Consider the following 22,203-nt stretch of genomic DNA (forward strand, 5'->3'; position numbering starts at 1 on the left):
TCCCGACAGGAAATGTTGTCTGTATATGGTAGCTGGCGACTGGATTTTCCACGCCACCGACAGAACACTGCGGATTAACCTGTGCTTCACACCGCGGCACCCGTTCCCCGTCATCCTCCGCCCTGCCCCTTCCGGAGCTCCCGCTTGCGCACGCTTCTGCTCGCCACCGCTGTCACCCTGGCCCTGGCCACACCGCTGTCCCGGGCCGATGACACCAAGTTGCCGGACATCGGCTCATCGGCCGGCGAGCTGCTGACCCCGGCCCGGCAGGCCGAGTACGGCGGGATGATGCTGCGCGAGCTGCGCAACTACGGTTACCTGCTGGACGACCCGCTGGTGGACGACTGGCTCAACACCATGGGCCGGCGGCTGGGCTCCAACAGCGCCCAGCCGCAGCAGAAGTACACGTTCTTCATGATGAAGGACCGCCAGATCAACGCCTTCGCCACGCTGGGCGGCTATATCGGCATGAATGCCGGGCTGGTGCTGACCGCCGAGCGCGAGGACGAGGTGGCCGCGGTGCTGTCCCACGAGATCGCCCACGTCACCCAGCAGCACGTGCTGCGCGGGGTGGAGCGCGCCCAGCGCGACCAGATCCCGATCCTGCTGGGCATGCTGGCGGCGGTGATCGCCGCCCAGCAGGCCGGCGGCAATTCCTCCGGCGACGCCACGATGGCCGCGATCACCTCCGGCATGGGCCTGATGCAGCAGCGGCAGATCAACTACACCCGCTCCAACGAGTCCGAGGCCGACCGCCTGGGCATCCGCACCCTGGCCCGCAGCGGTTACGACGTGGATGCGATGGCCGGCTTCTTCGAGCGCATGTCCGCGGCCATGCGTGGCAACGAGGGCGGCTACTCGACCCCGGACTTCCTGCGCACCCACCCGGTCAACACCACCCGCATCAGCGAGGCCAAGTCGCGCGCCGAGCAGATGAAGAAGGACACCCTGCTGCTGACCACGCAGACGCCGACCGGGATCCACCAGGAACGGGTCAACCCGGCCATCCCCGATACCACCGGCGACCCGCTGTCCAGCAGCGGCAACCCGCTGCTGCCCTCCGGCCTGCAGCTGTCGCTGCCCAGCAGCAGCCTGCCGCGCGGGGCCACCGGCCAGTTCGACTGGGCCCGCGAGCGACTGCGCGTGCTCAGCGCCACCACGCCCTCGGAGCTGATCCGCGAATACGAAGGGCTCAAGCGCAGCCAGAAGAACGGCCTGACCGACGCCCAACGCTACGGCGTGGCGATCGCCCGCCTGCGCGACGGCGGCACCGCGGCCAAGCAGGCCCTGCAGGAACTCCAGCAGCTCGACGGCGAGTACCCCGACAACCTCTGGATCGAACTGGCGCTGGGCGAGGCGGAGTCCCGCAACGGCCAGTTCGCCCAGGCCAATGCCCGCTTCGACGCACTGACCAGGCGGCTGCCGCAGAACCGGCCGGTCGCGCTGACCTATGCGCGGGTGCTCAACGAACAGGGGGGCGAGGACGCCGGCAAGCGCTCGCAGGCGATGCTGCGGCCGTTGCTGGCCCGTTCCGGCGACGACCCTGTGTTCCAGGCCACCTTCGCCCGGGCCAGCGAACTGGCCGGCGACACCACCCGGGCCAGCGAAAGCTACGCCGAGGCCGCCTACCTGAACGGCCGTCCGGAACAGGCCCTGATCCAGTTCCAGGCCCTGCTCAAGCAGCCCAGCCTGGATTACGTCACCCGGGCCCGGGTCGATGCCCGGATCGAGTCGATCATGCCGACCGTGCTGGAAATGCGCCGGCTGGGCCAGCGTGACCCGGAGATGTCACGCAACTGACCGATGCTGCACGGGCGCCAACCGGCACGCCGCCCGCGCTGTCACAAACCCGTCATCAAACCGTAGTCTACTGGGCGCATTCCCGCTTGATGGGCACTAACGGTAGGCACGACGTGCAGAAACGCATCCTGATTGTCGATGACGAACCCGCGATCCGTGACATGGTCGCCTTTGCCCTGCGCAAGGGCGAGTACGAACCGGTGCATGCCGGTGACGCCCTCGAAGCCCAGACCGCCATCGCCGACCGTGTCCCGGACATGATCCTGCTGGACTGGATGCTGCCCGGCACCAGCGGCTTGGAACTGGCCCGGCGCTGGCGCAAGGAAGCGATGACGCGCGATGTGCCGATCATCATGCTCACCGCCCGCGGCGAAGAGAACGACCGCGTCGGTGGCCTGGAAGCCGGCGTGGACGACTACGTGGTCAAGCCGTTCTCGGCACGCGAACTGCTGGCGCGGATCCGCGCGGTGATGCGCCGCACCCGCGACGACGATGAGGACGGCAGCGTGTCGGTGGGCACCATCCGCATCGACGGTGCCGCCCACCGCGTATTCGCCGGCGACGTGCCGGTGCCGATCGGCCCCACCGAGTACCGCCTGCTGCACTTCTTCATGACCCACCCCGAACGCGTCTACACGCGCTCGCAGCTGCTGGACCATGTCTGGGGCGGCAGCGTCTACGTGGAGGAGCGCACCATCGACGTGCACATCCGCCGCCTGCGCAAGACGCTGGAACCGTTCGGTGCGGAAAACATGGTGCAGACCGTTCGTGGCGCCGGCTATCGGTTCTCCGCTTCGATCTGAGCGGTGATGCGGCCGGCAGGCCGTGCCATGCGCTTGATGCTATAACCCGGGTTCATCCGCATGAACCCTCCGCGCCACCCCGAGAACGCAATGCCCCGCCAATTCCGATCCGCCTGGTTGAAGACGCTGGCCACCGTGGCCGTGCTGTTGCTGCTGGCCGGATTGCTGGGGACGTGGACCGGTCATCCGGCCCTGTGCGTGGCGGTGGCGGCGCTGCTGGTCCTGACCTGGCACTACTGGCGACTGCGCCAGGTGCTGCTGCGCCTGACCGCACGCCAGCGCTGGGAGACCAGCAATGGGGTGGGCGTCTGGAACGAGCTGGACCGGCTGCTGTACCGCAACCAGCAGGAGATGCGCGTGCGCAAGCGGCGCCTGATCGAGATGCTGCGCAGCTATCGCGCAGCCGCCGCCGCGCTGCCCGACGCGGTGGTGGTGGTGGACCGCAACACCCAACGCGTGCAGTGGTTCAACGAAGCGGCCACCAGCCTGCTCGGCCTGCAGCACCCGGCCGACATGGGCGCGGCACTGGTCGAGCGCCTGCAGCCGCTGCCGTTGGCGCATTGGCTGGCCGGCGGCCGCAACGCCGAGCCGATCCTGGATGCCAATTCGCCGGTCGACCCGGGCATCCGCCTGCACCTGCGCCTGATCCCGTACTCGGACCACCACTGGCTGCTGGTGGCGCGCGACGTCACCAAGCTGCTGCACCTGGAACAGGTACGCCGCGACTTCGTGGCCAACGTCTCGCATGAGCTGCGCACGCCGCTGACCGTGGTGCATGGCTACCTGGACATGATGGACCCGGAGGACTTCCCCGATACCGGCCCGATGCTGTCGGAGATGCGCAAGCAATCCCAGCGCATGGCGCAGCTGGTCGAGGACCTGCTGACCCTGTCGCGGCTGGAATCGCAGCAGCACACCGAGCTGGAGACGGTGGCGATGACCTCGATGCTGGCCTCGCTCAAGCGCGAAGCCGAAGCGCACAGCCAGGGCCGCCACACCATCACCGTCGAGGACCAGGCCGGGGTGGACCTGGCCGGTTCCAACAAGGAACTGCACAGCGCCTTCTCCAACCTGCTGACCAATGCGGTGCGTTACACGCCCGCCGGCGGCAGGATCAGCCTGACCTTCGCCCGCGAGGGCAAGGGCGCGGTGCTGGCGGTCACGGACACCGGCTACGGCATCCCGGCCAACCACCTGCCGCGGCTGACCGAGCGCTTCTACCGCGTGTCCAGCAGCCGCTCGCGCGAAAGCGGCGGCACCGGGCTGGGGCTGTCGATCGTCAAGCACATCCTCGGCCTGCACCAGGCCCGGCTGGAAATCCGCAGTGAAGTGGGCCAGGGCAGCACCTTCGCCTGCCATTTCGATGCCGAACACGTACGTCCGCGCAGCAACTCCCCCTCGATCTCGTCCACGGAAGACTTCCCGGCATGAACCCGCCCTCCCCCGCCCCCGTCGCTGCCCCCGAACTGTTGCGAGATCCGGCGCTGTACATCAACCGGGAGTTGTCGCAGCTGGACTTCAACTTCCGCGTGCTGGCCCAGGCGAAGGACGAGCAGGTGCCGCTGCTCGAACGCCTGCGCTTCCTGTGCATCTCCTGCACCAACCTGGACGAGTTCTTCGAGATCCGCGCCGCCGCCGTGCGCCACGCGCAGGAGTTCGGCCTGCCGCCGGCGCCGGACGGGATGAGCCCGCAGGCCATCCTGAGCGCCATCCACGACCGTGCCGCCGAACTGGTGGACCAGCAGTACCGCTGCTGGAACGAAGTACTGCGCCCGGCACTGGCCGAGGCCGGCGTCGGCATCCTCGCGCAGAAGGCATGGACCGCGCGCCAGCACCGCTGGCTGCGCGCCTACTTCCGCAACGAGATCATGCCGGTGCTGTCGCCGCTGGGCCTGGACCCCTCGCACCCGTTCCCGAAGATCCTCAACAAGTCGCTGAACATCGTGGTCGTGCTGAAGGGCACCGATGCCTTCGGCCGCGCCGGCCACCTGGCGCTGGTACGCGCGCCGCGCTCGTTGCCGCGCATCATCCAGCTGCCCGAGTCGCTGGGCGGCCCGCAGAACTTCGTGCTGCTGTCGGCGGTGCTGTCGACCTTCGTCGACGAACTGTTCCCGGGCATGGAAGTACAGGGCGCCTACCAGTTCCGCGTCACCCGCAACTCCGAGCTGGTGGTGGACGAGGAGGAAGTGGAGAACCTGGCGCTGGCGCTGCGTGATGAACTGGTCGACCGCGGCTATCGCCCGGCGGTGCGCCTGGAGATCGCGCACGATTGCCCGAAGCCGATCATGCAGACGCTGCTGCAGAACTTCGGCCTGTCGGAGAACGCGGCCTACCGCATCAATGGCCCGGTCAACCTCAACCGCGTCATCCAGGTCTATGACCTGCTGCAGCGGCCGGACCTGAAGTACCCGCCGATGAGCCCGCGCGTGCTCAAGACCTCCGAAGGCATCTTCGAGATGGCCGCGCGCAACGACATCCTGCTGCACCACCCGTTCGACTCCTTCAGCACCGTGCTGGAGCTGATCCGCGAGGCGGCGGTGGACCCGAACGTGCTGGCGATCAAGCAGACCCTGTACCGCACCGGCAAGGACTCCGGGATCGTGGAAGCGCTGATCCTGGCCGCGCGCAACGGCAAGGACGTCACCGTGGTGGTGGAACTGCGCGCGCGCTTCGACGAAGAGGCCAACCTCGGCCTGGCCGACCGCCTGCAGGATGCCGGCGTGCAGGTGGTGTACGGCGTGGTCGGCTACAAGACCCACGCCAAGATGCTGCTGATCGTGCGCCGCGAGGGCCGCAAGCTGCGCCGCTACGTGCACCTGGGCACCGGCAACTACCACAGCGGCACCGCCCGCGCGTACACCGACCTGAGCCTGATCAGCGCCGATCCGGACATCGGCAACGACGTGCACCTGCTGTTCCAGCAGTTGTCCGGGCTGGCGCCGAAGATGAAGCTCAAGTGCCTGCTGCAGTCGCCGTTCACCCTGCACGCCGGCCTGATCAAGCGCATCGAGCGCGAGACCCGGCTGGCCCAGGAAGGCAAGCCGGCACGCATCATCGCCAAGATGAACGCACTCAACGAGGCGCAGGTGATCCGCGCGCTGTACGCCGCCTCACAGGCCGGCGTGCAGATCGACCTGATCGTGCGCGGCGCCTGCACCCTGCGCCCGGGCGTGGAAGGCGTCTCGGACAACATCCGGGTGCGCTCGATCGTCGGCCGCTTCCTGGAGCACAGCCGCGTGTACTGGTTCGGCAACAACGGTGCGCCGGAGCTGTACTGCGCCAGCGCCGACTGGCTGGAGCGCAACCTGCTGCGCCGCGTGGAAACCTGCTTCCCGATCCTGGACAGCGACCTGGCCAAGCGCATCTACCGCGAAGTGCTGCAGAACTACCTGGACGACAACCTCAACGCGTGGGACCTGCAGGCCGACGGGCGTTACCTGCAGTGCCAGCCGGCCCCCGGCCAGCCGCCGCATTCAGCCCAGCAGGCCCTGCTCGAAGCGCTGTAAGGCAGGGACCGGGGAAGCAGGAACGAGGAGTGGAGGGCCGCTGCTGCAGCGCCCTCCGGCGACATCGTCGCGCCCGCGCGGGCGGCGGCAGTGATCGGGCGAGCGGTGCGCCGCCTGTTTTTTCCCGTTCCTCACTCCTCTTCACTCCCTCCTGCCAGTACCATTCCGCCATGCCCCAGTCCTCAACGACCCCACCGCCCCTGCAGGACGGCGACCTGCTGGCCGCCATCGACCTCGGCTCGAACAGCTTCCACATGGTCATCGCGCGCTACCTGCTCGGGCAGCTGCGCGTGGTCGATCGCCTGCGCGAAACCGTGCGCATGGCCGACGGCCTGGACGGCAAGGGCGGCCTGTCCGCCGACGCCCGCCAGCGCGCGCTGGAATGCCTGGCCCGGTTCGGCCAGCGCATCCGCAACATCCCGCCCTACCGGGTGCGTGCGCTGGCCACCAACACCGTGCGCCAGCTGCGCTCGCCGCTGTCCTTCCTGATGCCGGCCGAGACCGCGCTGGGCCACGCCATCGAAGTGGTCAATGGCCGCGAGGAAGCCCGCCTGATCTACCTGGGCGTGGCGCATGCGCAGCCCCCGAAGCCGGGCCAGCACCGGCTGGTGATCGACATCGGGGGCGGCTCGACCGAGTTCATCATCGGCGAAGGCATGCAGACCCTGGAGCGCGAAAGCCTGCAGGCCGGCTGCATCGCCAGCACGCGACGCTTCTTCCCCGGCGGCAAGCTGAGCAAGAAGCGCTGGAAGGACGCACTCACCGAGATCGGCGCCGAGTTCCAGCCCTTCGCCAACAAGTACAAGGCGCTGGGCTGGCAGGAGGCGCTGGGCTCGTCGGGCACCCACAAGGCGATCAGCGAGATCTGCGCGGCGATGAAGCTGAGCAAGGGCGCGATCACCGCCGAGGCCCTGCCGCAGCTGCGCGAGGAACTGCTGCGCGCCAAGCACATCAACGACATCAACCTGCCGACCCTGTCCAGCGAGCGCCGCCCGATCATCGCCGGCGGCGTGCTGGTGCTGGAGGCGGCGTTCCAGTCGCTGGGCCTGCAGAAGCTGCTGGTCAGCAAGGCGGCGATGCGCGAGGGCATCCTCTACGACATCATGGGCCGCGCCAGCGACAACGACCCGCGCGACGAATCGGTGGCGGCGCTGACCCAGCGTTACGCCATCGACACCACCCAGGCCCTGCGCGTGGAAGCCACCGCGCAGCGCCTGTTCGAGCAGGTGGCCGAAAGCTGGAAGCTGGATTCGGACGATGCCCGCATGCTGGGCTGGGCCGCGCGCCTGCACGAGCTCGGCCTGATGATCGCGCACAGCGGTTACCACACCCACGGCAGCTACGTGATCGAGAACTCGGACATCTCCGGCTTCTCGCGGCAGGAACAGCAGATGCTGGCGGCGCTGATCCGCACCCATCGCCGCGGCGTGTCCAAGGCCGCGTTCGATGCCCTGCCCGAGCGCCTGCTGCTGCCGGCCAAGCGTACCGCCGCCCTGCTGCGGCTGGCGGTGCTGCTGCACCGCGCGCACGAGCCGGACCCGATCCCGACGCTGGAGCTGTCGGTGGACGGCAACACGCTGTCACTGGTCCTGTCCAAGGACTTCATCGACGCACGGCCGCTGCTGCGCGCGGACCTGGTCGGCGAAGCCGAAGGCATGCTTGGCCTGGGCATCAACTTCCGGCCGTTCGTGGCCTGACCTGCCGCACGCGGCGGACGGAAGCCAACGGGCTCATGGCGAGGGCGCCGGTTGCGCCAGGGCCGCGAACTCCGGCCCGGCCACCCGCAGGTTCTGCCGCAGGTAGGCGCGCAGGCGCTGGCCGGCGGGTTCGGGCACCGGCCCACCCAGATGCCGCTGCAGCATCGTTTCCATCGCGAACAGGTAGGCCTCGCGGGGGATCGGGTCGACCGGCGAATGCCCGCCTTCCGGGTCGACCAGCAAGGTGACCGGGGTGGCCTGCGCCTTCAGCGTGGCCACGTAATGGGTGACCTCGCGGATGGCCACGGTGCGATCCACGGCCCCGGCCATCACCAGCAAGGGCCGGCGCATCCGCGCCGCATTGGCCGATGGTGACTGCGCGTGCAACCGCGCCTGGGTCGCCGGCTCGGTGGCATCCAGTGACAGTGCGCGCAGCGTCTGCCGCAACGAACGATCGGGCAGGTCCCCTTGCTCGCCGGACATGACCAGCCAGCGCATCGCCCAGCCCAGGTCCGCGGGCGGTGCGCCAGCCACGCCGACCTTGAACAGCTCCGGCTGGAAGGTCAGCCCCAGCAGCGTGGAATAGCCGCCGAAGGAATGGCCGACGATGCCGACGCGCTGGGGATCGCCGATGCCCTGCGCCAGCAGCCAGCGCACGCCGTCGACCACGTCCTGCTGCACGCGGCCATTGCCGTAGTCGCCCTGCGGCGCGAACGTGTACGCGCGGCCATGGCCGGTGGAGCCGCGGAAGTTGGACTGGAACACCACGTAGCCGCGATTGGCCAAGAACTGCGCCACGCCATCGAAGCCGGGGCGGAAGTGGCTGATCGGACCGCCATGGACCTGTGCGACCAACGGCGCCCGCGCCGGATCCACGCCCGGCGGCAACAGCACGAAGCCATGCACCTGCATGCCATCGGAGGCGCGGTAGGACACCGCAACCTTGCGCGAGAGCTGGCTTTCCGGCGGTGCCTGCCCGGCCACCGCGGGCGCATCGAGGATGCGCCGCAGCCCGCCGCGCCGTGCGTCGTACAGGTACCACTGCGGGTCGCGCAGGGTCGCCGCGCGCGCGGACACCAGCCACGTCGAGGATGCGCCGGCGGCCTGCACGCCGATGTCGCGCCCCGGCAACTGGCGGGCGATGGCCGCCAGTACCGGCGCCGCCGCGCCGATGCCTTGGGTGGTGGCCACGGTGCTGCGGTAACTCGCCGCCACGGGCTGCTGGCTGGCCGGATCGAGCACGACCTCGTCCAGGTCGGCCTCGTGGCGCGGATCCTCGTGCAGCGTCCGCAGCGTGTCATCGGCCTCCAGGCGCAGCACGCGGCGGAAGTTGCCGCCGGGGTTGCCGTCCAGCAGTAGGCTGCCGTCGTCCATCGCCGCCAGCAGGTTGACCCGTTCCAGCGGCTGCAGCCGCAATACCGCCCGCAACCGGCCATCGGGCTGCACCCGGTACAGGGCGTCGTGATCGCCATCGAAGCGCGCCAACGCCACGATCCGCCCGGCCGCGTCCAGCGCGACGTCGTGGACCCAGTGCGCGTCTTCGCGCAGCACGCTGCGCTTGCCCTGCGCGTCCATGCGGACGATCCGCCAGCGCTCGCCATCGCCGGCCACCACGCGCTCGCGCAGCAACACGGCCGCCGGCTGCGAAGGATCGACCTTCATCACCTGGCGCTGCTCCACGCCGCCCAAGGGGGTGCGCATGCCGCCGGCCGAATGCACCGGCACCATTGCCAGCGAACGCGGTGCACGCAGGAACAACCAGCGGCCATCGCGTGACCAGGACAGTTGCCGCGCCTGGGTACGGCCCACCAGAACCCTGGCCGCACCACCGGCGGTGGGCAGCACCATCAGGCTGCGCGTCTGGCCCTGTTCGCGCAGCCAGGCCACCTGGTCACCGCCCGGCGACAACCGCACGGCGGCGAGTGCACGGTCTTCCAGGAACGCCGCGCGTGGCAGACGCGCTGCGGGCGCCAGCGCGCGTTGCGCGGTGGCGGCGCTGTGCAACGTGGGGTCCTGGACTGCCGCCGGCACGTCCACGGCCACGCTCATCAGCACAAGCAGCGCCAGCGCCGCGCAGGCGTCACGGAACTTGCTCATCATCATTCTCCATGGGTTTCCTGCCCGTTTCCGCACCACGGGAACGGCACCGTTGCGTTCAGGCGATGGCCGCGTGCGTCGACGCAGCGGGTACCGGCAGCGGTTCGCGGCGCGGATACATCAGCCACAGACTGACCAGCGCCGGCAGGCCGACCACGCCGCACAGCAGTACCCATGCCCAGCGTTCGCGCGGCGAATGCGATTGCCGTGCGCTCACCCAGATCGCACCCAGCAACGACGCCAGGCAACCGGCCAACGCCAGCCACACCATTCCGGTTGGAACCGGCTGCGGGGGCGCACGCAGTGGATCCGGCGCCGCATACAGGTCCTGCGCACCGAGGCACAGCGTGCGCAGCACCGGCGACAGCCACCAGATGCGCGCCGGATAGGCCGGTGGCAGGTCGACCTGCAGCGCGCGGCGGGCGACCGGATGCACGCGCCCCTCGCCGTCGACGCGCAGCACCTGCTGGAACGGTTGCTGCAGCTCGCTGGACCACACGCCCCAGGTGTAGGTGAACGACACCAGGTAGCCATCCAGCAGCTCGATCATGTCCACCCGGCTGAGGTTGCCCACCGCCGCCGGCATCGGCACGCGCAGCAGCGGCTGCATCCGGTCCAGGCCGTTGGCCGCTTCGCGCCCGGGATAGAAGTAGGCCGCGCGGTCACTGAGCGCCATCACGTTGTCCCCGGCCGGTGCGGGCGGGCTGGCCATCACCTCGCCCTGCGGCAGACGCACGCGTTCGAAGATGCGCTGCTGCTCGCTGTCGTACTGGTAGGCCGCATTCGCGTTGAACAGGTAACCGTCGTCGTACTGCAGCGTCGGTGCCGGGAACGTCGCCTGCGCGGGACCCGCACCCAGCACACCGCGCGCGCGGCCGTCCAGCGTGCCGTAGCCCACGAAGCGCATGCCGTCGTGCGTGAACACCCAGCGCACCCTGTGTTCGGCGTCGTCGAACTCCATCGGCGCCACGTTGGTCAGCTCGCCCCGCCGCGGCAGGCTGCGCAGCGGGTAACGGGTGACCACGTCGGACAGGGCGATCTGTTCACGCCACAGCGCCGCGTCCGGGTCGCGGCTGTCGGCGATGCCGGACAGCAGGATGTCCTTGCCCTGAGCACGTTCGGCCTCGATGTAGCCGCCCTTCGGCGGCACCGGCATGTTGAGCGGATGCGTGCCGGAAAGCGTCCAGGTCATCTCCACGGCGAAGCCCAGCATCCAGATCAGGAAGTAGGCCCCGACCTGCACCGGCAGCGCGGTCAACACCACCGCGGCGAAGCTGCGCGGCGGTGCCACCGGATCGGGGCGGAAGGCGATCGCCACCAGCACCACCAGCAGCGCCAGGATCGACAGCTGCACCGCGAGCATCATCACGCCGGAGGCCTGCGCGAACATCAGCAGCACCGGCAACACCACCACCGCGAACGAATGACGGCGGTTGGCGACCATCGCATAGGCACCTGCGGCGTAACCGATCAGGCCGATCAGCCAGGCCGCGACCGGCAGCATCCAATGCCGCAGGTCCACCACCCGCGCGGTCATCGTGTCCTGGTACAGGGCCACCAGCGCGATCGGCAGCGCCATCGCCACGAACAGCAGCACGGCGCCGGCGCCCCCCAATGCCGCGGCGATGCGCAGGCGGTGCATCGGCCGGTGCAGCAGGCTGAGCCACTGGTTCGGCCGGCGGTAGCTGCCCATCTGGTACAGGCCCAGCAGGGTGCCCGATACCGCATAGGCCACGCTGAAGACCTGGTAGACCTGCAGCGGCTGCTGCGCCAGGTCGACCAGCCGGGTCAGGAACCCGAGGATGCCCGCATGCACCACCGCCGCGGCGATGGTCCACAGGCGAAAGCGCTGCAACTCGCTCTTGAACAGATCGATCATGATCGTGGGCTCCTCAGGCCGCCGCGGGGGCGGCATGGTTCTTGGCCAGGAAGGCATTGACGGCACGGTCCAGGCTGACCGCCATCGACTGCACGTTGCGTGCGCCGCACGCGCGCAAGAAGCGCTCGAAGCCTTCGTCCTGGTCGAGCACCAGGTAGTGGTGCAGGCCATCCAGGCGCTGCACTTCCAGCAGGCCCGGCACGGTGCGCGGGTCCGGCCCCTTGAACGGGACATCGGCGACCCAGTGGCTCACCCGCGCGGTGAAGTCCTCCGGGGCGGACATGTGCTTGAGCTGCCCGCGCTCGAGGATGATCAGGTTGTCGGCGACCCGCTCGATCTCCTCCATCTGGTGCGAGCAATAGATCACCGTGCAGTCATCGGCCGCATTGCTGTAGAGCAGCGACTCCAGGAACGCACGCTTGGCGACCACGTCCAGGCCCAGCGTCGGCTCGTCGAGCACCAGCAGTTCCGGCCGCTGCGCCAAGGCCAGCGCCAGGTTGAAGCCGGCGCGTTCGCCGCGCGAGAGCTGGCCGATCTTCTGTTCCGGCAGCACGTGGTAGTGGCCGATCACGCCATCGAAGGCCTGCTGGTTCCAGCGGCGGTACTGGTGGCGCTGCATCGCGGTCACCTGCGACACCCGCATCCAGCCCGGCAGGGTGTGCTCCTCGTTGACGAAGCCGATCCGTGCGCGATCGGCCGGGGTCAGCTGCTGGCTGTCCTTGCCCAGGATGCACGCCTGCCCGCTGCTGGGGGGCATGAAGCCGAGCAGGACCCGGAACAGGGTGGACTTGCCGGCGCCATTGGCACCGACGATGGCATGGATGCGCCCGCGCGGGATGGCCAGGTCGAGCCGGTCCAGCGCCAGCTTGCGGCCGTAACGCCTGCTCAGCGCCCGGGTTTGGATCACGTAGTCGGTGTCGGTGTGCATGTCGGTTCCAATGCCGCGCCGGGGCGGCTCAGGCGGTCTTGCGGGAGGCCAGCTGCTGCAGTTCGTGGGCCAGGCGGGCCTCCACGGCTTCGTCCGGGAAGCCCAGCGGGATCACGTCGTTGATGAAGCGGCCGATGGCCTCGTCGAGCCGGCGCTCACGCTCGGCATCGGACAGGCGCTGGCGGGGCGCAGCCACGTACAGGCCCATGCCCTGCCGGGATTCCAACCAGCCCTCGGTGGTCAGCTCGGCGTAGGCCTTGGCCACGGTGTTGGGGTTCACCATGAGTTGCTGGGCTAGGCCGCGCACGCTGGGCAGCTGCGCACCGGGCGCGAGCGCGCCGGTGGCGATCTTCATCCGTACCGCGTCCACGATCTGGCGCCCGATCGGGCGGGGATCGCCGGTGGCGATCTGGATCATCAATGCCTGGGTGCGTGCCATGTCCTTGTCCATCAACTGTACTAGTTGAAATAGTACAGTTAGATCAGCCGGTGCCGTCAAGCCCCGTCCGACGAAACGCCCGCAGGACGACCCGAACCGGTGCCCGCGGCGACGAACGTCATGGGCCAGTCATCCACACGACACGCATTGGTCACCGCCGGTGCCCACGCTGTCGGCAAAACGGAGGCACTGCCATGCGCTATGCGATCGTCACCGAGACCTATCCGCCGGAGGTCAACGGCGTGGCCTTGACCGTGCAGAGCCTGGAACAGGGCCTGCGCCGCCGCGGCCATGACGTCGAACTGGTCCGGCCACGGCAGAACCAGGACCCACCGGCCGCGTACGAGCTGCTGGTGCGCGGTGCGGCATTGCCGCGCTATCCCGGCCTGCGCTTCGGCCTGCCCGCCCCGCAGCGCTTGGCCCGGCAATGGCAGCAGCAGCGCCCCGACGCGATCTACATCGCCACCGAAGGCCCGCTCGGCTGGTCGGCGATGCGCGCCGCACGCCGGCTCGGCATCCCCGTCGCCTCCGGGCTGCATACCCGCTTCGACGAGTACCTGCAGGACTACGGCGCGGCATGGCTGCAACCGGTCGCGCTGGGCTGGATGCGGCGCTTCCACAACCAGGCCGATGCGACGCTGGTGCCGACCAACGAACTGCAGCAGTTCCTGGCCGCGCAGGGCTTCTCGCGGGCACGCCTGCTGGCACGCGCGGTCGACGGCAGCCAGTTCGACCCGCAACGCCGCGATGCCGCCCTGCGCGCGCAGTGGGGCCTGCCGGACGATGGACTGGCGGTGATCCATGTCGGTCGCATCGCCGCGGAAAAGAATCTTGGGCTGGCGGTGAAGGCGTTCCGCCGCATCCAGCAGGTCAAACCGGACGCACGCTTCGTCTGGGTCGGCGATGGCCCGCTGCGCGAGAAGCTGGCCAGCGAGAACCCGGACTTCATCTTCTGCGGCATCCAGCGCGGCGAGGCATTGGCACGGCACTTCGCCAGCGGCGACCTGTTCCTGTTCGCCAGCCGCAGCGAAACCTTCGGCAACGTCACCCTGGAAGCCATGGCCAGCGGCGTGGCGACGGTTGCCTTCAATTACGGTGCCGCGCGCGAACACCTGCGCAGCGGCCATAGCGGAGTTGCCGTGGAGAACGAGGAAGGCTTCATCAACGCGGCCGTGCAGCTGGCCGGTGATGAGGAGATGCGCACCACCCTGGGCGCCAACGCCAACCGCGCGATGCAGCGGCTGCACCCGGAGCAGGTGGTCGCCGAATTCGAAGCCCTGCTCGATGAACTTGCCCTGCGGAGACGTGCCCATGTCGTTGCTGCCGCCTGAAGGTATCGCCGCCCGCGAGGCACGCTGGTGCCGCCGCGCCAACCGCTACGGCCGCCGCCGTGGCATCCGCATCGTGTTCTCCACGCTGAGCCGGCTGGGCGATGGGGTGTTCTGGTACATGCTGATGGGCGCCCTGGTGCTGGCCGATGGCCTGGACGGCCTGCAGGCCTCGATCCACATGGCCATCACCGGGGCCGTCGCACTGACCCTGTACAAGGGCCTCAAGCGCTGGACGCGCCGCCCGCGCCCGTTCGCCGCCGATGTACGCATCCGCGCCTGGGTCGCGCCGCTGGACGAGTACAGCTTCCCCTCCGGCCACACCCTGCATGCGGTGTCCTTCACCGTGGTGGCGCTGGCCTACTACCCGTGGCTGGCACCGCTGCTGGTGCCGTTCACCGCAGGCGTGGCGATGTCGCGCGTGGTACTGGGCCTGCACTACCCCAGCGACGTCCTGGCCGCCACCGGCATCGGCCTGCTGCTGGGGACCGCCTCGCTGCAGCTTTCGCCGCTGCTCGCTGGCTGAGGCCGGCGTGCGCGCGTGGCCGCCGCGCACGCCCTACAATGCGCGCATGACCACGTTGTTCATCTCCGATCTGCACCTGGACCCCAGCCGTCCAGCCATCACCGAACTGTTCCTGGCCTTCCTGCGCGATGAAGCCCGGCAGGCCGAGGCGCTGTACATCCTGGGCGACCTGTTCGAAGCCTGGATCGGCGATGACACGCCCTCGGCCGCCGCCGATGCGGTGGCCACGGCGCTGCGCGGGATCAGTGATGCCGGCGTGCCGGTGTACTTCATCCGCGGCAACCGCGACTTCCTGGTCGGCAACGACTACGCGGCACGTGCCGGCATGCGCATCCTGCCGGACCCGGCGGTGATCGAGCTGTATGGCAAGCCGGTGATGCTGCAGCACGGCGACCTGCTCTGCACCGACGACGTCGCCTACCAGGCCTTCCGCGCGCAGACCCGCGATCCGGCGTTCATCGCGCAGTTCCTGTCGCAACCGCTGGAAGCCCGCATCGCCTTCGCACAGAAAGCGCGCGCGGCCAGCCAGGCGCGCCAGTCGGAGATGAAGCAAGGCGACCGCGCGCAGTTCGAGACCGTGACCGACGTGGCCCCGGCCGAAGTGGCCGCCACGTTCCAGCGCTATGGCGTGGACACGATGATCCATGGCCACACCCACCGCCCTGCGATCCACACCCTGCAGGCCGGCGATCACGCCTGCACGCGCATCGTGCTCGGCGATTGGTACGAACAGGGTTCGGTGCTGCGCGTGGATGCCGACGGCTACCGGCTGGAAGCGTTGTTCGCATCCCCCTGATGCGATAGCGCCGGGCTCTGCTTGGCCGTGAGCGTCGCCGCCCACGTCCAAAGCCCCCCTCCCCTTTCCCGTGGCAAAGGGAGGGGGCAAAGCATCACTCAGGTGGCGTGATAGCAGGCGTCAGGGCGCTTCCACCGGCACGGCCGGATCGCGGGCGCAGCCTTTGAAGGTGTCCTTGCCCAGCACGAACTCAGCCGTGAACGGGTGGCTGAGGTCGGACATGCCGTCCGAACAGGTCGCCCGTTCGATGGTCAGGCGGAATGCGTTGTCGCCCTCGCCGCCCTGCACCTGCAGCAGCCCGTCGACCAGGCTGCGCGTACCTTCGAAATGACGCGGCGCGTCCTGCGTCTCCGGCGTGGTGTAGTCCAGCGTGCCGCCTTCCACGCGCACGCCCCAGAACGGCTCGGTGCCCGATGCCTGCAGCACCTGCGGGAAGTCAGTGCCTGCCGCGACGACCGGCTCTGCCGCCGGGGCCGGGGCTGGCGCGGGGGTTTCAGCCACCGGCGGCGCCGGCTGGCTGCAAGCGGCCAACGTGGCCAGAAGCACGAGTCCCATGTATGCCTGCTTCATCCATTTTCTCCTTGGTGGGCAGCGGTGAAGGTGGCTACCTTCGCATCCCAGCCTGTGACGGCACGTGACTGGCGTCAATCGGACGGGCGCTGAAATCCTGCTTCATCGGGCGATGCCCCCAGCCGGCGGGTGACGGGATTCCTCCCCGTCCGCACGCCAGCCTCAGCCGGCCTGCTCGACCAGGTTGGCCAACTCGTCCTCGTCGAAGCCGGCCAGCAGGCGGGCCTCGATGTTGAACGGGCCATGCAGGTAGCCACCGGCGTACTCGCGCAGCAACTGCTTGAAGCGCGCGCGTGGCTCGACGCCGGCGCGTTCGCAGTACCAGCGGTACCAGCGCGAACCGGCGGCGACATGCGCCACTTCCTCGCGCAGGATCACTTCCAGCACGTCGGCGGTGGCCTCGTCGCCGAGCGAACGCAGCTTGGTGATCATCGCCGGGGTGACATCCAGGCCGCGCGCCTCGAGCACGCGCGGCACCAGGGCCATGCGCGCCAGGCCGTCATGCGCGGTCTTCTCGCACATTTCCCACAGCCCGTTGTGGGCGGGGAAATCGGCGTAGTCATGGCCATGCGCCAGCAGGCGCTCGCGCAGCAGCATGAAGTGGCGCGACTCGTCATCGGCGCAGCTCACCCAGTCGGCGTGGAAGCTGCCGGGCAGCCCGCGGAAGCGATACACCGCATCCCAGGCCAGGTCGATGGCGTTGAGTTCGATGTGGGCGATGGCATGGATGAAGGCCGCCCGCCCTTCCACCGAGCCCAGGCCACGGCGCGGCAGGTCACGCGGATGCACCAGCACCAGCTGCGACGGCCGGCCCGGCATGCGGATCGGCTCGGGATCGGGGGCGTGTGCGGGCAGCTTCAGGGTGCCGCTGCGAAAACGCGCGGCGTAGTGCTGGGTGAGCGCGACTTTCTCTAGCGGGTCGGCGGCGGCCAAGCAGATGCAGGCGGCGTCGAGCAGTGAAAAACCGGCAGCTTCGGGCGGTGGCAGGAATGGTGTGCCTGCAACTGCAGGCTGTGCTTGTTGCGGGTTCATGGGTGCTCGCATGGTGCCGCTTCTGTTCTGCCCTCTCCCCAACCCCTCTCCCGCAGGGAGAGGGGCTCAAGCGGGTCAGGCGCGGCGCAGCGTCTTGGCTTCGTCCGAACGCAACTGCTGGATGCGCTCGAAGTAGCCCGGCTCGATGCCGGTGACGTAGTGGCCGTTGAAGCAGGAGGAGTCGAACTCCTTCAATTCCGGGTTGCCTTCGCGCACGGCCGCTTCCAGGTCTTCCAGGTCCTGGTAGACCAGCCAGTCGCAGCCCAGGTGCTGCTCGATCTGCTCGACGCTGCGCTGGTTGGCGACCAGTTCCTCCACCGCAGGCATGTCGATGCCGTAGATGTTGGGGTGGCGCACCGGCGGTGCGGCGCTGGCCAGGTAGACCTTGCGTGCACCGGCGTCGCGCGCCATCTGCACGATCTGCTGGCTGGTGGTGCCACGCACGATCGAGTCGTCGACCAGCAGCACCACGCGGTTGCGGAACTCCAGGTGGATCGGGTTGAGCTTGCGGCGCACCGACTTCACCCGCTCGCCCTGGCCCGGCATGATGAAGGTACGGCCGACGTAACGGTTCTTGACGAAGCCCTCGCGGTACTTCACGCCGAGCACGTTGGAGATTTCCAGCGCCGCATCGCGCGAGGTGTCGGGGATCGGGATGATGGTGTCGATGTCGTGGTCCGGGCGCAGGCGCAGGATCTTCTCGCCCAGCTTCTGGCCCATGCGCATGCGCGCCTTGTGCACCGAGACGTTGTCGATCATCGAATCCGGGCGCGCGAAGTACACGTACTCGAAGATGCACGGGGTCTGCTGCGTGTTGGTCGCGCAGATCTCGGTGAACAGCTCGCCGCGTTCGGTGATCACCACCGCTTCGCCCGGGGCCACGTCACGCACGCGCTCGAAGCCGAGCACGTCCAGCGCCACCGACTCGGAGGCCACCACGTACTCGTCGCCTTCGGCGTGGCTGCGCTTGCCCAGCACCAGCGGACGGATGCCGTGCGGGTCGCGGAAGGCCACCAGGCCCAGGCCCAGCACCACGCTGACCACCGCATAGCCGCCCTTGCAGCGACGGTGCACGCCGGCCACGGCGCGGATCGCCGCTTCCGGGGTGAGCATGCGCTGCGCGTCCAGCTCGTAGGCGAACACGTTCAGCAGTACTTCGCTGTCCGAATCGGTGTTGATGTTGCGGCGGTCGGCCTCGAACACCTGGCGACGCAGTGCCTCGGTGTTGATCAGGTTGCCGTTGTGCGCCAGCGCGATGCCGTACGGCGAGTTGACGTAGAACGGCTGCGCCTCGTCGGTGCCTTCCGAGCCGGCGGTGGGATAGCGCACGTGGGCGATGCCGATGCGGCCCTGCAGCAGCCCCATGCGACGCTCGTCGAACACGTCACGGACCAGGCCGTTGCCCTTTTCCACGCGCAGGCGGGTGCCGTTTGCGGTGGCGATACCCGCGGCATCCTGGCCGCGATGCTGGAGGACGGTCAGGCCGTCATAAAGCTGCCCGGCGACGTTCTGGTTGCCGACGATTCCGACGATGCCACACATGTTGCGCGATCTCCGCTGGGCGCAGGCGCCCGGTTAACGTGAAGGTGGCCGTGCCTGGCCCTGTGCCCCGTCCCGCGTGGAGTCGGGGTGACCCGGGCGCACCTGCGCCGGATCGATGTTGGAGGGCAACGCCCCCGCCGGGTCCACGGACCCACCTGCGCCGGGCTGCCCGGCTGGCGGCTGTCCGCTGCCCGCGTCTGTCTCGTTCGGTCGCGCATTATCGCCTGCCAGCACCGACTTGCCCAAGTCCATCAACACGTCGTGCGGCAATTCAGTCAGGTCCGGCGGCTGCGGCAGTTTTCCACGCAGCCAGCCCGCCATCGGCTGCAGCGGCGGCAACAACACCGATTGCTGCCATTCCGGCTTGCCGGGCATCGAGGTGAAGCCCAGCACCAGCACCACCAGGACCGCCAGCAGCACGCCGCGGACCACGCCCAGGCCGAGGCCCAGCAGGCGGTCCGGCCACTTCAGCAGGATCGTGGAATCGACCAGGCCGCGCAGCGCCATGCCCAGCAGCATCAACGCCAGCAGCGCACCGACGAAGGCCAGCACGTAGCCGCCGGCGTACTCACCGACGGTGGGCTGGCTGCCACCGGACAGCACCCGCGCCACCTGTTCACCGAAATGGAACGCCGCCCAGCCCGAGACAACCCAGGACACCACGCCCAGCACGGTCGCCAGCAGGCCGCGCATCAGCCCGATCAGGGCCGACAGGGCGATCACGGCCAGCAGGATCAGGTCAATCACGGCAGGCCCGGTCCGGTCCCGGCGCGGTATGGGCCGGGACGGCAGTCATCGCTCGCATCAGGGATGCGGACGGACCATACCCGGGATGCCGACCTTGGCGGCCACCTGGGCCTTGAGCTGGTCGGCCTCGGCGCGGCTGGCCACCGGCCCGACCCGGACGCGGTTGAGCGTGCCGTTGTCGGTACGCACCTGCTCGACGAAGGCGCTGAAGCCGGCCGCGCGCACGCGGTCACGCAGCGCATTGGCCTCGGTCGGCTGCGAGAACGCGCCCAGCTGCACCGCGAAACCGACGTTGCTGGCGGCCGGGGCGGCCGGGGTGCGCACGTCAGGACGCGCCGGGGTGGTCGCCACCGGCTTGGGGGCCTCGGGTTTCGGGGCCGCCGGCTTGGGGGCTTCCGGCTTGGGCTCCGGACGCGGCGTGGCGGCCACCGGGCGTGCCGGTTCGGCCGGCAGCGGCTCGCTGCGCACCGGGGCCGGCGCAGGCGCCGCGGTCGCGGTGCTCGGTGCCGCCGGGGTCTCGGCCGCGGCATTGAGCACCACCACCTGCGCATTGACGTCGTTGCGGACCTTGCCCGCTTCCAGTCGCACCAGTTCGGCCTGGGCGCGGTCGGCGTACGGCCCGATGCGCACGCGCCATGCCGGGCGACCGTTGATGGTGTCGGCCTGGCTGAAGCCCGGCAGGTTGGATTTCTTCAGGTGCGCGATCACCGCATCGGCATCGGCCTGGGTGGCGTAGGCACCGAAATTGACCGCGTAGTTGCCTGCCGCCACGGCCGCGGGCAGGCCATTGGCCGGCTGCGTGGCCGGCGCCTGGGCGGTAGCGGTTTCCGGGGCGGTGGCCGGCATGCCCAGTGCCCCGCCGGCCGGTACGCTCGGTGCGACCAGCGGCAGCTCACGGGTTTCGAACTGGCCCGCGGCCGGGGCCTCGGGCGCCTGCAGCGGGACATCCTGCACACCGCTGTCCGGTGCCGGCCCCTTGACCAGCATGGGCAGGAAGATCACGGCCAAAGCCACCAGAACGATGGCACCAATCAGTCGCTGTTTCAGAGGAGTATCCACAGATGGCTTACGAGCGGCGTGGCGGAATGCCCCGGCGATTATATGCGTGGCGTCCGGCGCACGGCCTCAGCCAGCTGAACGAAGCAATGGCAGGGCGTCGGCGACGGTGTGGAACGAACCGAACAGCAGCACCCGGTCGCCCTCGGCCGCCTGCGCCAGTGCCGCATTCAGGGCCGTCGCCACGTCCTTGGACAAGGACGCCGACGCTGCCGGGGTCTGCTGCAGGCGCTGCTGCAACTGCGCCGCACTCTGTCCACGCGCGCCGTCCAGCCCGGCCAGGAACCAGCCATCGACCTGCGCCTGCAGGGCCTGCACCACGCCCTCGGCATCCTTGTCGGCCAGCGCGGCATAGACCGCCAGGGTACGGCCAGCGACCGGCTGCGACTTCAACGCCGCGGCCAGCGCGGCGGCGGCCTGGGGGTTGTGGCCGACGTCGACCAGCACCTCCACGCCCTTGCGCTGGAAGCGCTGCAGGCGACCATCGATGGCCGCCCCGGCCACGCCCTGTGCCCAGGCAGCGCGCGGCACCGGCTTGTCCAACGCGCGCAGCGCGGCGATGGCGGTGGCGGCGTTGTTGCGCTGGATCGGTGCCCACAGTGCCGGCTGCGGCAGTTCGATGCGGAAGGAGACATCGCGCCAGCGCCAGCGTTCGGCATCGATCGGCTCGGCGAAGAAGTCGCTGCCGAAGCGGATCGCGTTGGCGCCCAGCACGTAGGCACGCCGCAGCACGCTGGAGGGCGGGTCGATCTCTCCCAAAATCACCGGCTTCCAGCCACGGAGGATGCCGGCCTTTTCCTCGCCGATGGCCTCGCGGTCGGTGCCCAGCCAATCGGCATGGTCGATGTCCACCGTGGTGATCACCGAGACATCGGCATCGATCAGGTTCACCGCGTCCAGGCGCCCGCCCAGGCCGACTTCCAGCACGGCCAGATCCAGCTGCGCCTGCGCGAACACCCACAGCGCGCACAGGGTGCCGTATTCGAAATAGGTCAGCGGGGTGTCGCCGCGGGCATCCTCGACCGCGTTGAAGCCCGCCACCAGGGTGGCATCGTCAACGTCGGCGCCATCGATGCGCACGCGCTCGTTGTAGGCCAGCAGGTGCGGCGAGGTGTAGGCCCCCACCTTCCAGCCGGCGGCTCGGGCGATGGATTCGATGAAGGCCACGGTCGAGCCCTTGCCGTTGGTCCCGCCGACCACGATGCTGCGCTTGCCTGGCTGCCCCAACTGCATGCGTGCGGCGACCTCGCGCACGCGCTCCAGCCCCATCGCGATGGACTGCGGGTGCTGCTGTTCGATGTGGGCGAGCCACTGGCCAAGCGTGGCGGGACGTGCGGAAGACATGCGGGACGTTCTCGGATCATGGGCCGGCGCGACGGCCGGCAGCGCGTTGCGCGCGGGAAAGGCGTCCATGATACAGCGGGCCTTTCGGATGCCCCCATCCCGCCGTGCGGACC

At 69.4% G+C, this 22,203-nt stretch carries 18 protein-coding genes; 8 read left to right on the forward strand and 10 right to left on the reverse strand.

Translation table 11 applies throughout. The features are described 5' to 3' along the window. Window positions 1–144 precede the first annotated feature (144 nt). The 5 genes from ACIPR8_RS13715 to ppx all read left to right on the forward strand — a co-directional run bounded on the left by ACIPR8_RS13715 (window position 145) and on the right by ppx (window position 7,806). Window positions 145–1,800, forward strand: a complete 1,656-nt coding sequence (locus ACIPR8_RS13715) for a M48 family metalloprotease (protein ID WP_446541373.1) — start codon at window positions 145–147, stop codon at window positions 1,798–1,800. A 113-nt stretch (window positions 1,801–1,913) separates the two neighbouring features. Then, window positions 1,914–2,603 (forward strand): phosphate regulon transcriptional regulator PhoB, encoded by a 690-nt coding sequence (phoB, locus tag ACIPR8_RS13720; protein WP_132862564.1) that lies wholly within the window; start codon window positions 1,914–1,916, stop codon window positions 2,601–2,603. A 90-nt stretch (window positions 2,604–2,693) separates the two neighbouring features. After that, entirely contained in the window at window positions 2,694–4,034 is a 1,341-nt protein-coding gene (gene phoR / locus ACIPR8_RS13725) for a phosphate regulon sensor histidine kinase PhoR (protein WP_132862563.1), read from the forward strand. Then, on the forward strand, window positions 4,031–6,109 hold the full coding sequence (gene ppk1 / locus ACIPR8_RS13730; protein ID WP_192286553.1) for a polyphosphate kinase 1: 2,079 nt from the start codon (window positions 4,031–4,033) through the stop codon (window positions 6,107–6,109). The genes phoR and ppk1 overlap by 4 nt, the downstream gene beginning before the upstream one ends. A 170-nt stretch (window positions 6,110–6,279) precedes the next feature. Further along, window positions 6,280–7,806, forward strand: coding sequence for an exopolyphosphatase (ppx, locus tag ACIPR8_RS13735; protein ID WP_192286554.1), 1,527 nt, complete (start codon window positions 6,280–6,282; stop codon window positions 7,804–7,806). 33 nt (window positions 7,807–7,839) lie between these two features. On the opposite strand, the gene ACIPR8_RS13740 is transcribed toward ppx, so the two are convergent. From ACIPR8_RS13740 to ACIPR8_RS13755, 4 genes are read right to left on the reverse strand one after another with little or no spacing between them, the layout of a single operon-like run. Continuing rightward, a complete protein-coding gene (locus ACIPR8_RS13740; RefSeq protein WP_446541374.1) occupies window positions 7,840–9,903 on the reverse strand; it encodes a prolyl oligopeptidase family serine peptidase in 2,064 nt (687 codons plus the stop codon). 58 nt (window positions 9,904–9,961) lie between these two features. Further along, the gene (locus ACIPR8_RS13745; RefSeq protein WP_446541375.1) at window positions 9,962–11,782 is read right to left on the reverse strand and encodes a hypothetical protein; all 1,821 of its coding nucleotides are present in this window, start codon (window positions 11,780–11,782) and stop codon (window positions 9,962–9,964) included. Window positions 11,783–11,795: 13 nt separating this feature from the next. After that, window positions 11,796–12,710, reverse strand: coding sequence for an ABC transporter ATP-binding protein (locus ACIPR8_RS13750; protein ID WP_192286557.1), 915 nt, complete (start codon window positions 12,708–12,710; stop codon window positions 11,796–11,798). A gap of 28 nt (window positions 12,711–12,738) precedes the next feature. After that, window positions 12,739–13,149 carry a GntR family transcriptional regulator gene (locus ACIPR8_RS13755; RefSeq protein ID WP_446541376.1) on the reverse strand — a complete coding sequence of 137 codons (411 nt, stop codon included), beginning with the start codon at window positions 13,147–13,149 and terminating at the stop codon, window positions 12,739–12,741. Between the two features lie 194 nt (window positions 13,150–13,343). Between ACIPR8_RS13755 and ACIPR8_RS13760 the strand changes: the two genes are divergently transcribed. From ACIPR8_RS13760 to lpxH, 3 genes are read left to right on the forward strand one after another with little or no spacing between them, the layout of a single operon-like run. Beyond that, window positions 13,344–14,480 (forward strand): glycosyltransferase family 4 protein, encoded by a 1,137-nt coding sequence (locus tag ACIPR8_RS13760; RefSeq protein WP_192286558.1) that lies wholly within the window; start codon window positions 13,344–13,346, stop codon window positions 14,478–14,480. Next, window positions 14,461–15,003: a phosphatase PAP2 family protein gene (locus ACIPR8_RS13765; protein ID WP_192286559.1), complete on the forward strand. Its 543-nt coding sequence runs from the start codon at window positions 14,461–14,463 to the stop codon at window positions 15,001–15,003. The genes ACIPR8_RS13760 and ACIPR8_RS13765 overlap by 20 nt, the downstream gene beginning before the upstream one ends. Window positions 15,004–15,049: 46 nt before the next feature. After that, entirely contained in the window at window positions 15,050–15,799 is a 750-nt protein-coding gene (lpxH, locus tag ACIPR8_RS13770; protein WP_192286560.1) for a UDP-2,3-diacylglucosamine diphosphatase, read from the forward strand. A 120-nt stretch (window positions 15,800–15,919) separates the two neighbouring features. Here lpxH and ACIPR8_RS13775 read toward each other — a convergent pair whose 3' ends face one another. The 6 genes from ACIPR8_RS13775 to folC form a co-directional block, all read right to left on the reverse strand. Then, on the reverse strand, window positions 15,920–16,354 hold the full coding sequence (locus ACIPR8_RS13775; RefSeq protein ID WP_446541377.1) for a hypothetical protein: 435 nt from the start codon (window positions 16,352–16,354) through the stop codon (window positions 15,920–15,922). 177 nt (window positions 16,355–16,531) lie between these two features. Further along, complete coding sequence (locus ACIPR8_RS13780; protein WP_446541378.1) at window positions 16,532–17,401, reverse strand: ferritin-like domain-containing protein; 870 nt, start codon at window positions 17,399–17,401, stop codon at window positions 16,532–16,534. A 75-nt stretch (window positions 17,402–17,476) separates the two neighbouring features. Beyond that, a complete protein-coding gene (purF, locus tag ACIPR8_RS13785; protein ID WP_132862551.1) occupies window positions 17,477–18,943 on the reverse strand; it encodes an amidophosphoribosyltransferase in 1,467 nt (488 codons plus the stop codon). Window positions 18,944–18,976: 33 nt separating this feature from the next. Next, window positions 18,977–19,690, reverse strand: a complete 714-nt coding sequence (locus ACIPR8_RS13790; protein WP_446541379.1) for a CvpA family protein — start codon at window positions 19,688–19,690, stop codon at window positions 18,977–18,979. A 57-nt stretch (window positions 19,691–19,747) separates the two neighbouring features. Continuing rightward, complete coding sequence (locus ACIPR8_RS13795; RefSeq protein WP_192286563.1) at window positions 19,748–20,749, reverse strand: SPOR domain-containing protein; 1,002 nt, start codon at window positions 20,747–20,749, stop codon at window positions 19,748–19,750. A gap of 66 nt (window positions 20,750–20,815) precedes the next feature. After that, a complete protein-coding gene (gene folC / locus ACIPR8_RS13800; RefSeq protein WP_446541380.1) occupies window positions 20,816–22,090 on the reverse strand; it encodes a bifunctional tetrahydrofolate synthase/dihydrofolate synthase in 1,275 nt (424 codons plus the stop codon). Between the last annotated feature and the right edge of the window lie 113 nt (window positions 22,091–22,203).

The organism is Stenotrophomonas sp. LARHCG68 (assembly GCF_052871705.1).

Excerpts from the sequence above, each read along its gene's own strand:
- phoR (WP_132862563.1), top strand. The coding sequence starts at position 2,694 with ATGCCCCGCCAATTCCGATCCGCCTGGTTGAAGACGCTGGCCACCGTG.
- ppk1 (WP_192286553.1), top strand. The coding sequence starts at position 4,031 with ATGAACCCGCCCTCCCCCGCCCCCGTCGCTGCCCCCGAACTGTTGCGA.
- ppx (WP_192286554.1), top strand. The coding sequence starts at position 6,280 with ATGCCCCAGTCCTCAACGACCCCACCGCCCCTGCAGGACGGCGACCTG.
- ACIPR8_RS13740 (WP_446541374.1), bottom strand. The coding sequence starts at position 9,903 with ATGAGCAAGTTCCGTGACGCCTGCGCGGCGCTGGCGCTGCTTGTGCTG.
- ACIPR8_RS13745 (WP_446541375.1), bottom strand. The coding sequence starts at position 11,782 with ATGATCGATCTGTTCAAGAGCGAGTTGCAGCGCTTTCGCCTGTGGACC.
- ACIPR8_RS13750 (WP_192286557.1), bottom strand. The coding sequence starts at position 12,710 with ATGCACACCGACACCGACTACGTGATCCAAACCCGGGCGCTGAGCAGG.
- ACIPR8_RS13755 (WP_446541376.1), bottom strand. The coding sequence starts at position 13,149 with ATGGCACGCACCCAGGCATTGATGATCCAGATCGCCACCGGCGATCCC.
- ACIPR8_RS13760 (WP_192286558.1), top strand. The coding sequence starts at position 13,344 with ATGCGCTATGCGATCGTCACCGAGACCTATCCGCCGGAGGTCAACGGC.
- ACIPR8_RS13765 (WP_192286559.1), top strand. The coding sequence starts at position 14,461 with ATGTCGTTGCTGCCGCCTGAAGGTATCGCCGCCCGCGAGGCACGCTGG.
- lpxH (WP_192286560.1), top strand. The coding sequence starts at position 15,050 with ATGACCACGTTGTTCATCTCCGATCTGCACCTGGACCCCAGCCGTCCA.
- ACIPR8_RS13775 (WP_446541377.1), bottom strand. The coding sequence starts at position 16,354 with ATGGGACTCGTGCTTCTGGCCACGTTGGCCGCTTGCAGCCAGCCGGCG.
- ACIPR8_RS13780 (WP_446541378.1), bottom strand. The coding sequence starts at position 17,401 with ATGAACCCGCAACAAGCACAGCCTGCAGTTGCAGGCACACCATTCCTG.
- purF (WP_132862551.1), bottom strand. The coding sequence starts at position 18,943 with ATGTGTGGCATCGTCGGAATCGTCGGCAACCAGAACGTCGCCGGGCAG.
- folC (WP_446541380.1), bottom strand. The coding sequence starts at position 22,090 with ATGTCTTCCGCACGTCCCGCCACGCTTGGCCAGTGGCTCGCCCACATC.